Source organism: Rhodococcus sp. P4_E4 (assembly GCF_056401575.1).
Window position 1 is genome coordinate 85,712 of record NZ_JBFUJB010000013.1, and the last position, 11,522, is coordinate 97,233.

Here is an 11,522-nt window from a genome sequence, read left to right on the forward strand (position 1 = left end):
CCCAATTCGGACACTTGTTAAGCGTCCAAATCAAAAGATTCGGACCAAAGTCCCTGATTTAGCAAGGGGTGCGTTCGAACTACGAACGGCGTCGCCAGTGCTACCGCCTGAACGGCGGGGTGCGAGCAAACCTCGAATATCGGTCGAATACCTTTTCCCGGCCCACGAGATCCGGATCTGACAACAAGGCCGCCAGAAGTACACGTGCCTGCCCGGCCCGAAGATCGGTGGAAAATACAGCGCCCGCGGCGATCAAGTCGTGGCCGCCGCCACCACCACCGTAAACCGGGGAGATTGGCCCCGAGGGCACACGAGTTGTCACGACCACCGGAATGTGAGCGCCTACGCAGTCTCGGACGGCCTCGACGATCGTCGGATTGGCATTTCCCGAACCGAGTCCGTCGAGAACAAGTCCATTTGCCCCGGCGCTCACGCAAGCGTCGATCTGTACGCGGTCTGCCCCGGGATACACGGCGATGATGTCGACGCGGGTGTTCGAAATGGGATGCCACGGCAATGGTTCGGGAGTGTGCAGCAGTGCCGGATCGATGCGCAAGGAGCGGAAGGCATCAAGTGCCGTGGTGTCGGCCTTTCGCGTACCTGCGGCCGGGTGGACCGAACCGCCGAAGGCGATGAGGACACCACGTCCCTGCGACGAGATGTCGAGTCCGGCCGCGATCGCAGCGGCCAGATTCGAACGAGCGTCGGACTCTGGATGGTCGAAAGTGCGCTGCGCCCCGGTGAAGACCACCGGACGTCGGTCGTCGTGGTGCAGGTCCAACAAGAACGCAGTTTCCTCCATCGTGTCGGTGCCGTGAAGCACGACCACCGCGTCGAGTCCAGGATCCTTCAATTCGTCGGCTACGGCGTCGCGAACACGATCCATGTCCGCGAAGGTCATGCTCGAACTGTCCTTCGACATCACGTCCACGACTCGAAGATCGATGTCGGTCTGCTCATTGCCGAGCAGATCTGCACCGGTGATTGCGGGCCGACTGATTCCGTGCGCATCTCGGGTGCTGGCGATGGTGCCACCAGTGGTGACGACTGCGACTTTCGACACTGAGGTCCTTTCACGTCAAGCTGCGGGTCGATGGATGGCCAACTCGCGAATGCGATTCCTGGCGCCGTACCAACCAATCATCAACAGCGGTGCGATGATCGCGATGGAGCCGACGGTCCATGTTCCAACAGGGTTGTCGAATGCCATCAATACGATAACGACCGCAAGAAAAACCAGTGTCGCGATCCCGGTGTACGGTGCGCCGAATATGCGGAAGGGAGGGCGGGTGACTTTGCCTTGTTTCGCAAGTTGCCAGAGCTTCAACTGGCACAACACTATGACTGCCCACGCACTGATGATGCCGAGGGCTGCAAGATTGAGGACTATTTCGAAGGCTTGCGCTGGGACAACAGCATTGAGCCCGACGCCGAACAGGATGACCACGCCGGTGAGTGCGATTCCCCCGTACGGCACTCCGGCTTTGTTCATTTTGGCAGCGAAGGCAGGCGCCGAGCCTGCCATCGCCATCGAATGGAGTATTCGTCCGGTCGAATACAATCCGGCGTTGAGGGAAGACAAGGCTGCCGTGAGAACGACCAGATTCATGATCGCATCCGCGCCTTGGATGTTGATCGAACCGAAGAATGTGACGAATGGACTTTCACCGGCGTGGTACTCCGTGTACGGGAGCAACAGCGAGAGCAGTAGCACCGATCCCACGTAGAAGACGAGGATCCGAATGATCACTGTGTTGATTGCCTTGGGTATCACCTTCCGGGGATTTTCGGTCTCTCCGGCCGTGGTTCCCACGAGTTCAATTGAGGCGTAAGCGAACACGACGCCCTGAATCACCACGACTGCCGGAAGTATTCCGTTGGGGAACAGCCCACCGTTGTCGGTGATCAGGCTGAATCCGGAGGAATGTCCTTCGATGGGCGTGCCGAAGAGTACGAAATAGACACCGAACCCGAGGAACGCGGTCAACGCAACGACCTTGATCAACGCGAACCAGAACTCCAGCTCTCCGAAGACCTTCACGGACACCAGATTCAGTCCGAGAACCAACACCACCGCGATCAGAGCGAACATCCACTGATCGATGTGCCCCAGTGGCGCCCAGTACTTCTTGAAGAAGTTCATGTACAACGCCACAGCCGTGACATCGACCACGGCAGTCATTGCCCAGTTCATCCAGTACAGCCAACCCGCAGCGAAAGCCATCTTCTCGCCGAAGAATTCGCGTGCGTAGGAAACGAAGGATCCCGAAGTCGGTCGGTGCATCACCAGTTCGCCGAGTGCCCTCAGGATCAGGAACGCGAAGAACCCGCACAGCGCGTACACGAGAACCAAGGCCGGGCCCGCCTGTTGGAGCCGCCCTCCCGCACCCATGAAAAGGCCTGTTCCGATCGCACCACCGATCGCGATCATCTGAATCTGTCTGGGGCCGAGCGCCTTCTGATACCCGAGATCCTCTTCAGCGGCAACCTCGGCGTGGGGTGTCTCTTCCCGTTCGACGGTCATCAAACCTCCTCCGCAACGGCGGTAGCATGAGGCTTCTCGCCCGCAACGCGGAGATTGGCGAGATGTTCGGGGCTGAGCAACCGATCGAGTTCCTCGCGGTCGAGCAGGCCCGCTTCGATCACGAGATCGGCGACGCGACGCCCGGAAATCAACGCCTCCTGGGCAATCCGTGTGGACGCGGTATATCCGATGTAGGGATTGAGCGCAGTGACGAGGCCGATGGAATCTTCGACTCGCGCGCGCAACAGTTCGGTGTTGGCCGTGATACCGAGTACGCACCGGTCCGCCAGAATGCGGCAAGCCGCACCGAGGTGTCGCATTCCTTCGGACAGTGAGTGCACGATGATCGGCTCGAAAGCGTTGAGTTGGAGTTGCCCGGATTCCGCAGCCATCGTAATCGTCACGTCATTGCCGATGACTTCGTACGCGACCTGATTGAGGACCTCGGGAATTACCGGATTGACCTTGCCCGGCATGATCGACGAACCTGCCTGCACCGGAGGCAGATTGATCTCGTTCAATCCGGCTCGCGGACCAGAAGAGAGCAGCCGAAGATCGTTGCACACCTTGGACAACTTCACAGCGACCCGCTTGAGTACGCCGGAGAGGTGGACGAACTGGCCCACGTCTTGGGTCGCTTCGACCAGATCCGTTGCCAACACCAGCGGCAGCCCGGTTAGTGCGCCCAGGTCGGAACAGGCCACCTCGGCGTAGCCGGCAGGTGCGTTGAGACCGGTGCCGATAGCAGTGGCGCCGAGGTTGATCTCGTGAACGAGAAGAGCAGCCTCAGCCAGGCGCGCTCGATCCTCCTCGATCATGACCGCGTAGGTGCCGAACTCCTGACCCAGAGTCATCGGCACGGCGTCCTGCAGTTGGGTGCGTCCCATCTTCACTGTGTCGGCGAACTCGAGAGATTTGGTCGTGAACGCATTCTGGAGTACACGAAGTGCATCCAGCAGGTCCTCGATCGCGAAGATCGTCGAGATGTTGACGGCCGTGGGGTAGACGTCGTTGGTCGATTGGCTCAGGTTCACGTGCTCATTGGGGTGAAGTCGTTCGTAGTCGCCGCGCCGGTGGTCGAGGATTTCCAATGCGCGATTGGCGATTACCTCGTTGGCATTCATGTTCGTCGAAGTTCCGGCACCACCCTGGATGACGTCCACTACGAACTGTTCGTGCCACCGGCCGTCCACGATTTCCTTGCATGCCTGTGAGATGGCCTCGGCTCGCGGGCCATCGAGGATGCCCAGCTTCTCGTTTGCGCTGGCTGCGGCCCATTTGACGTAAGCGATGCCGCGGATCAGATGCGGGTTCGTGGCAATTGTTCGACCAGTGATCGGGAAGTTCTCCATCGCGCGCAAGGTGTGGATTCCCCAGTACGAATCGGCTGGAACTTCGCGATCGCCGAGCAGATCGTGTTCTGTTCGCGTTTCGAGCACTTGATCAATTCCTCGTGTCTCTTCGCGCAAGCATCACTCTGCGCGGTGGGTGTATTTCGGGATCGCAGCGCTGACGGACAAGTAGTAGACCAGCCCAGCTATCGGGCTATCAGGCTGTCTGACAGGTCTAATTGTTACCTCGCTCACTCCTGCACGTCAACCCGTCACCAGGTGCGATGTTTGACGCGGGACTTCGGCAGTCGCAACAATGACGGCATGAACCTGTCAGACAGCTGGGCCACCAGGCGACCAGTCGCCGCGCGGGTGAGTGCTGCCGAGGCAGTTCTCGCAGACCTTCGTGCCGCAATAGCCTCCGGCGATCTGGCAGTCGGAGAGCGTCTCCCGTCCGAAGCGTCCCTGGCCGAAAGGCACGGGGTCAGTCGATCGGTCATCCGTGAAGCCCTGCGCTCGTGCCACGCCCTCGGGCTCACCGAGACAAAATCCGGGCTCGGCACGTTCGTCGTCAGTGATTCGATAGCGCGAGACCTCGATTTCGGCAGCTATGCGGCCAACGAATTGGTCGAAGCACGGCCTCATGTCGAAATTCCGGCCGCGGGATGGGCTGCACAACGGCACACCGCGGAGGAACTGGCAGCCCTCCGCGGACTGGTTCAGCAGATGCGTGACGAGGACGATCCGCTCGTATGGGTTGCACTCGACGCCCAATTTCACGGACTGATTGCAAAAGCCAGTAGGAATCGTGTCTTCGAGTCGGTAATCGTCGACATCCGTGAAGCGCTGACAAGGCAATCCGAGACACTCAATCTTGTTGCAGGTCGCCAGGAAAAGTCGAACGAGGAACACGAACGAATAGTCGAAGGAATTGCATCCGGGAGTTACGACCACGCCTCCAGGGCGATGGCCGAACACCTGGACGCCGTCAGGGTGACGCTCGAAACACTTGTCCAAGAAAGTGATTCGCTGTGACGGCGCGGCCGCGCAGGTCTGTCCTCGCCTGCGCAATCTTCGCGGCATCGGTGACCGGAGCGTTGGCGGGTTGCAGTTCGTCCGACACCCCGCTGACGCCGACCACCGCGGCGTCAGCGACAACAACGGCAGCTGTACCGCCTACGGGTGTAAAGCCAGCATCGACGCCGGAATCCGAACGCACGCTCTTCGATGCTGTGGACCGCAATGATCCCGCAGCTGTTACCGCTGCCCTGACTGCCGGCGCGAACATCGAAGCGCGCGGCGAGGGCGAACGGACTCCACTCGTCGAGGCCACCAAGAACAACGCCGTCGCTGCGGCTTCTACGTTGATTCTTGCCGGAGCTGACGTGAACGCGAAGGACTCCATGCAGGATTCGGCCTTCCTGTATTCCGGAGCCGAGGGATTGAACGAGATTCTGGCATTGACGCTCAGCCATGGCGCGGATGTCGACAGCGTGAACCGTTACGGCGGTACGGCTCTGATTCCCGCGAGTGAACACGCGCATGTCGAGACCGTCCGGATGCTGATTGCTGCCGGGGTACCGGTCAATCACGTCAATGATCCGGGGTGGACGGCGCTTCTCGAGGCCGTTGTGTACGGCGACGGCTCGGCGCGCTACGTCGACGTGATCACTCAGCTTCTCGACGCCGGGGCAGATCCCTCGATCCGGGATGCGTCGGGAAAGACCGCATTGGACAATGCCGAAAGCCGTGGTCAGTCAGACGTTGTGGCGCTGCTGCAATCGCGGAGCTGACGCCAACGAGTCGGGCTGACTCCGTAGGCCTGCCGAAACCGTCGGCTGAAGTGTCCGGCGTCGACAAATCCCGCACGGCGCGCAATGGTCGCGATGGGCAGGTCGACGGTAGCGGGTCGAGCGAGTTCGGCCCGAGCTTTCTGCAAGCGCTGGGTGATGATCCACTGCTCGAGCCGGAATTCGTTGTCCGAACAGATCTTGTACAGCTGACGCAGTGAGATGCTGTGGGCGTGGGCAATTCGTGCAGGATGCAGCGCCGGATCGTGAAGGTTTTCGCGGATGTATCGGCGGACCGATGTCAACGTGAGTGCCGATCTCGGAGCGGAGGCGTCGGGATTTGCATGCGCGATCGATACGACCAAAGCGCGCGCCAGTTCGATCGAGGCCTCGCCCAACTGTTCGGCGGCAGGATCGGTCTCCAACTGATCGGCGCTGCGGAACAATTCACGAACGTGCGCGATCATCAAGGGGTACAGGTTGCTGTGGTGAGGTCGCGTGGCAGCGTCTCGCACGGTGTCGATCGGTAGTCCCAGCCGATCCATCGGAACGTAGAGGCACTGGGAAGCGCCCGTTCCCGTCCAGGAGAAATCGTAGGTCGACGTCAGGTCCGTCATGAGTAGTTCACCGGCCGGGACTCTGCGTTGCTCATCGTGCTGATCTAGATGGCCGATTCCGCTCTCCTGCAGGGCAATCGCGAGAACCGGCATCGACGCTGATCGCACGTGCCGCGGTGTTCTGGTCAATCGCATCCCGGTCGACTCGGAGCGGAACAGTGATGCTGCGCCCAGATTCCACACGTTCATCCGGGCGCTCACGCCCGCCGGATCCTCCAAGTGGATCGCACAGGGAACCGATGCGCGTCCCATCGCGTCGACGAAGGCGTCCGTGCGTTGGTCAGGCTCCAGCACGGAAGTATCCAGGAGCAAAGCCATGCAGCCTTGATACCCCGGGATGTGGACGCTCAACCAGAATTTGTGCACCGTGAGCCCAGAAGTCTGCACGGACAGTCACGTCCGTCGCAGCAGGTATTTCTAGGATCGAAACGGGCGTGTCCCGGCCTACCGCAGTTTCTCGCTTGCCTAAGAGAGTGAAGGAAACGCATGAAGATCTCACGTGTATTCACAGCAGTTCTGGCAATGCTCATGACAGTCGCGGCCGGACTGATCTTCGGTTCCGGTGCTGCGGTGGCAGGCCCCAAGCCAACTGTCGTTCTGGTTCACGGCGCCTTTGCCGACGCCACCAGTTGGGACGGAGTTGCCGCCGACCTACGCTCGCGTGGCTATCGCGTCGTGGTGCCGGACAATCCTCTGCGCGGGCCGGCTTACGACGCGTCCGTGATCGAGAAGACGGTTGCGGACATCGACGGCCCCGTCGTTCTCGTCGGGCACTCGTACGGCGGCGCGGTGATCACCAATGTCCACGATCCGAAAGTCCAGTCGCTGGTCTACATCGCGGCGTTCGGTCCGGTGGAGGGTGAGCCGGTACAGATCACGATCGACCCGATTCGATTCCCTGGCAGCCAATTGCTTCCTCCCGCTCTGGGATTGAAGATCGTCGACGATCCTCACGCGATCGGCGGGAAGAACGTCGACGGCTACGTCACGGACGAGTATTTCCATTCCGTCTTCGCTCAGGACGTTTCCGACGAGACGGCGGCAACGATGTTGGCTCATCAGAAGTCGGCCGCTTTGTGGGCGAACCTCGAACTCGGCGGGCCACCGTCGTGGGCGAACACACCGAGCTGGTATCTGGTCGCCGGTGAGGATCGCGTGATCCCAGCTTCGGCGCAGCGGTTCATGGCAAACCGGATGGGCGCGAACATCAGCGAACTCCCGACCTCCCATGCCTCGCTGGTTTCACAGCCAGGGGCAGTGGCAGACGTGATCGTGGCGGCCGCTCACGGGTGAGTGTGCGACCGCCACGAAAGTAGAACGGGGTCAGGCGGAAACGATTACCGAGGAGCCGTGTCCGAACAGACCTTGGTTGGCGGTGATACCGATGCGGGCGCCTTCGACCTGACGGCCTTCGGCTTGTCCGCGCAGCTGCCAGGTGAGCTCGCACACCTGCGCAAGTGCCTGTGCGGGAACGGCTTCGCCGAAGCATGCGAGACCGCCGGACGGATTGACCGGGATGCGCCCCCCGATACTGGTGTCACCCGCACGTAGAAGGTGCTCGGCCTCGCCCCGCTTGCACAGCGCGAGGTCTTCGATCCAGTCCAGTTCCACCGAGGTAGCGAGGTCGTAGACCTCGGCGACGTCGACGTCTTCGGGAGAGATTCCGGCTTCCTCGTACGCGGCGTAGCCGATGGATTCCTTGAACGTGCGCTCCGGAGCCGGGACGGCGGAGCTGGAATCGGTGGAGAAGTTCGGCATATCCATGATCGTCTGCGGGAACGTCGGCGTGACCGTCGAAATAGCCTTGATGCGAACAGGTTCCGCGATGCCCATCTTGCGGGCGTATTCCATCGACGTCAGCAAGATTGCGGCGCCGCCGTCGGACGTCGCGCAGATGTCGAGCAAATGCAGGGGATTGGACACCACGGGGGATGCCAACACGTTCTCGACGGTGACTTCCTTGCGGTAGCGCGCATTCGGATTATTGAGCCCGTGCTTGGCGTTCTTGACCTTCACGTTGGCGAAGTCCTCCGCGGTGGCGCCGTAGAGGTCGATGCGACGACGCGCGTTGAGCGCGAAGTACGCCGGGTTGGTCATACCCATGAGGCGGAAGCGCAACCAGTCCGGGTCGTCCCAACGCTCACCGGCGACGGGAGCGAGGAAACCCTTGGGGGTGGTGTCGGCTCCGACGACCAGGGCAACTTCGCTGAGGCCGGCCAGAATTCGTGCGCGAGCGGTGTCGAGTGCCTGGGCTCCCGTCGCGCACGCTGCATACGACGTGGCGACGCGAGCGCCGTTCCAGCCGAGGGCCTGAGCGAACGTGGCTCCGGCGACGTATCCGCCGTAACCGTTGCGGACGGTCTCGCCGCCGACGATGAAGTCGACGTCCTGCCAATTCACACCCGAATCGGCGAGCGCGGCGCGAGCGGCGGCTACGCCGTATTTCACGAACGACTGCCCCCACTTGCCCCAGGGGTGCATTCCGACACCGAGTACTGCGACGTCCTTGCTCATGACTGCGACTCCTGATCAGCTGCGGCGACAGGCTTCCAGCGCCACGTCGTACGTACTCCGGTTTCGTCGGTGTACAGCGGCTCGACAACCAATTCGACGGTATTGCCGACCTTGAGATCGTCGACGCCGAATCCGTCGGCCACCTGGCCGAGGATGACGATCCCCTCGGGCAGCTCGACTGCTGCGAGAGCAAAAGGCTCGTACGGATCCGAGCGCGGGATGTACGGCGGCGGGGGCTGGTACTGCGCGTCGGTGTACGACCAGACAGTGCCGCGGCGGGAGAGTTCCACGTCGTCGAACTCCTCGCTGAAGCAGCTCGGGTTCTTGCAGAACGTCGCCTCACGAGGGAAGGAAATGGTGCCGCAGGATTGGCACTTCGTGCCGATCAGAGCAGGTTCGTCGCCGGTGGTGAACCAACCCTCTACTGCAGGTGTCACACTCCCGTTCGGCGCCGGCGTTGCAGTCTCGCTCATGCAATCCTCATCTGGTTGGCGAGCCTGATCCGGGGGATCGTGGGCCCGCTGTGCCGCTTACTGGAACAGGTTGCAGTATTACACGATTTTGGCCGCTGACGGGCAAAAATTTTCGCTGAGTGGGACGCTGCCGGAACGCAGACGGCCCCGCCGGGCAGACGAGTCTGCAGGCGGGGCCGTGTGCGTGAAAGTAGCTGTTTACCTGTAGCGGATCACCGGGCGCGAACGGGTCGACCGAATCGACGCGTCGGTTTCACCCGGGCCGCAGCGTCGAGGATGGAGGTGATCTCGACCTGATCCAGAACCTTTTCGCGGACACGGTCGTGCGCAGCGCCGCGTTCCAGTTCCGCCTTGTCGATGGCGTGCCAGCCCTCGCGGTCGACTACGTCGGACTGTCGCGCCCGAACCAGACGATCGACTGCGGAGTCGTCGGCGACCGGGTTGGTCAGGCGTCCGTCGTTGAAGTCGTCGACGAGCATCCTGATCGTTTCCTGCGCGCAGGACTTGTTGGTGCCGATGAACCCACTCGGTCCGCGCTTGATCCAACCGGTCGCGTAGACGCCGGTTGCGGGATCGCCGTTCGGAGCTTCGAGGACGCGGCCGTTCTCATTCGGAATGACCGAAGCACGCTCGTCGAACGGGACGCCGGTGATGGGCACTCCGCGGTAGCCGATCGAGGTGAGGACCAAGCCGGTATCGATGGTCTCGGTATCGCCCGTCGCCTCGATCTGCACGGTTCCGTTGGCGTCGACCAGGGCGTTGCGAGCGAACTCGATTCCACTGACCTGATCGTCGCCGGTGATCGACGTCGGCGTGAGCAGGTAGCGCAACGTGATGCGCTTGTTGCCGACGTCGACGTGATCGCGGTTCTTCAGTGCTTCGAGTAGACGCAACTTCTGCTCGACGGCATGCGGAAGCTCGCCGCGTTTTGCCAGTTCTTCGGTGGCCGAGTCGAGAACCATGTCGTCGGATCCGACAGAGAGTTCGATGTCCGGCAGTGCCATCAGGCCGGTGAACTCGGGGACTGTGAACGCGGACTGCGCGATTCCGCGTCGACCCACGATGACAACTTCTTCGACGCGACTCTTCCGCAGAGCGGCGAGTGCGTGAGCGGAGATGTCAGTGCCCGCCAACTTCTCGGGATCGGCCGTCAGAATGCGAGCGACGTCGAGCGCGACGTTTCCGTTTCCGATGATGACCGCGCGGCGATGCGAGAGATCGAAGACGTCGTCGGCGTGATCGGGGTGGCCGTTGTACCAGGCCACGAAGTCGGTGGCCGATGCCGTGCCAGGCAGATCAGCACCCGGAATGCCGAGACCACGGTCGGACGAAGCGCCGACTGCGTAGAGCACCGCATGGTGATTTTCGAGCAGTTCGCTGTGCGAGATGTGCTTGCCGATCTCGACGTTGAGGTAGAACTCGAAACCCTTTTGTGCGGCGATCTTGTCGAACAAGCGAGTGACCTGCTTGGTCTTCTGATGGTCCGGAGCAACGCCGGCGCGAACCAGGCCGTAAGGCACAGGAAGGCGATCGAAGACGTTGACCTGCACGTCAGGCTGAGTCAGCAACTCGTCCGCGGCATACATCGCCGACGGTCCGGAACCGACGATCGCAACGCGCAACGGCGGTCGGCCCTTGTCGACGTGGGCTGCCGGAATGACCTTGGCGAGAAGCGGCCTGGGCCGCTCTTCCTTGTAGAAGTCCGCATTGATGGACAGGAAGACTCGCTGCGGGTCGGTCAGCTTCGACTCGGGGACGATGGCGTCGACCGGGCAGGCCGAGACGCATGCGCCGCAGTCGACGCAGGCCTGCGGATCGATGTGCAGCATCTCGGCGGTGAGGAAGTCCGGCTCGTCCGGCGTCGGATGGATGCAGTTGACCGGGCAGGCGTAGACGCACGAGGCGTCGCTGCAACAGGACTGCGTGACTACGTGTGGCATGGCGCTATGAGTCCGATCTCGACTGTCCGGGAGCTACGCGGCGGCGTTGTGCGAGCTGCGGTGAGGTTCGCTACGGAAACGTGATGCGCGGCCGTCCATCTTGCAGGCCTTCCACACCAGGCGCGAGGCACGGTTCATCAGGCCGGTGTCGGTGGCCAGCATGCGGACGTCACCGAAGTAGTTGCGCAGGGTCTGGCGTGACTCGGGCAGATCCCAGAACAGGTCCTTCTTCACGGACTTCGGGATGTCGAACTGCTTCCAGAAGGACTTCGGCGGGATGACGATGGCGTCACAGAGAATGCGCATGACGATCGGGAACAGCAGCGAGAGGAC

The 11,522-nt window shown here is 61.8% G+C and carries 11 protein-coding genes; 3 read left to right on the top strand and 8 right to left on the bottom strand.

Annotation, left to right across the window (positions count from 1 at the left end; translation table 11 throughout):
• Positions 1-100 precede the first annotated feature (100 nt).
• Genes AC1DVN_RS16250 through AC1DVN_RS16260 form a run of 3 tightly spaced genes read right to left on the bottom strand, consistent with a single transcriptional unit; the run spans position 101 to position 3,963 of the window.
• A complete protein-coding gene (locus AC1DVN_RS16250; RefSeq protein WP_446695418.1) occupies positions 101-1,063 on the bottom strand; it encodes an asparaginase in 963 nt (320 codons plus the stop codon).
• 15 nt (positions 1,064-1,078) lie between these two features.
• On the bottom strand, positions 1,079-2,524 hold the full coding sequence (locus tag AC1DVN_RS16255; protein ID WP_029256561.1) for an amino acid permease: 1,446 nt from the start codon (positions 2,522-2,524) through the stop codon (positions 1,079-1,081).
• Positions 2,524-3,963: an aspartate ammonia-lyase gene (locus AC1DVN_RS16260; protein WP_477994038.1), complete on the bottom strand. Its 1,440-nt coding sequence runs from the start codon at positions 3,961-3,963 to the stop codon at positions 2,524-2,526. The genes AC1DVN_RS16255 and AC1DVN_RS16260 overlap by 1 nt, the downstream gene beginning before the upstream one ends.
• 216 nt (positions 3,964-4,179) lie before the next feature.
• On the opposite strand from AC1DVN_RS16260, the gene AC1DVN_RS16265 reads away from it, so the two are divergent.
• Positions 4,180-4,890, top strand: a complete 711-nt coding sequence (locus AC1DVN_RS16265) for a FadR/GntR family transcriptional regulator (RefSeq protein WP_019745844.1) — start codon at positions 4,180-4,182, stop codon at positions 4,888-4,890.
• Positions 4,887-5,648: an ankyrin repeat domain-containing protein gene (locus AC1DVN_RS16270; RefSeq protein ID WP_020971188.1), complete on the top strand. Its 762-nt coding sequence runs from the start codon at positions 4,887-4,889 to the stop codon at positions 5,646-5,648. Before AC1DVN_RS16265 ends, AC1DVN_RS16270 begins: the two co-directional genes overlap by 4 nt.
• Here the strand turns inward: AC1DVN_RS16270 and AC1DVN_RS16275 are convergent.
• Positions 5,609-6,580: a helix-turn-helix domain-containing protein gene (locus tag AC1DVN_RS16275; RefSeq protein WP_477994039.1), complete on the bottom strand. Its 972-nt coding sequence runs from the start codon at positions 6,578-6,580 to the stop codon at positions 5,609-5,611. The genes AC1DVN_RS16270 and AC1DVN_RS16275 overlap by 40 nt on opposite strands.
• Positions 6,581-6,748: 168 nt before the next feature.
• Here AC1DVN_RS16275 and AC1DVN_RS16280 point away from each other — a divergent pair, with 168 nt between their 5' ends.
• Positions 6,749-7,555, top strand: coding sequence for an alpha/beta fold hydrolase (locus AC1DVN_RS16280; protein WP_477994040.1), 807 nt, complete (start codon positions 6,749-6,751; stop codon positions 7,553-7,555).
• Between the two features lie 30 nt (positions 7,556-7,585).
• Here AC1DVN_RS16280 and AC1DVN_RS16285 read toward each other — a convergent pair whose 3' ends face one another.
• The 4 genes from AC1DVN_RS16285 to AC1DVN_RS16300 form a co-directional block, all read right to left on the bottom strand.
• A complete protein-coding gene (locus AC1DVN_RS16285) occupies positions 7,586-8,776 on the bottom strand; it encodes a lipid-transfer protein (RefSeq protein ID WP_020909545.1) in 1,191 nt (396 codons plus the stop codon).
• A complete protein-coding gene (locus AC1DVN_RS16290) occupies positions 8,773-9,249 on the bottom strand; it encodes a Zn-ribbon domain-containing OB-fold protein (protein ID WP_019745839.1) in 477 nt (158 codons plus the stop codon). Before AC1DVN_RS16290 ends, AC1DVN_RS16285 begins: the two co-directional genes overlap by 4 nt.
• Before the next feature lie 212 nt (positions 9,250-9,461).
• On the bottom strand, positions 9,462-11,189 hold the full coding sequence (locus AC1DVN_RS16295; protein ID WP_046379510.1) for an FAD-dependent oxidoreductase: 1,728 nt from the start codon (positions 11,187-11,189) through the stop codon (positions 9,462-9,464).
• 33 nt (positions 11,190-11,222) lie between these two features.
• The coding region (locus tag AC1DVN_RS16300; protein WP_477994041.1) for a diiron oxygenase at positions 11,223-11,522 on the bottom strand (300 nt) is incomplete at its 5' end.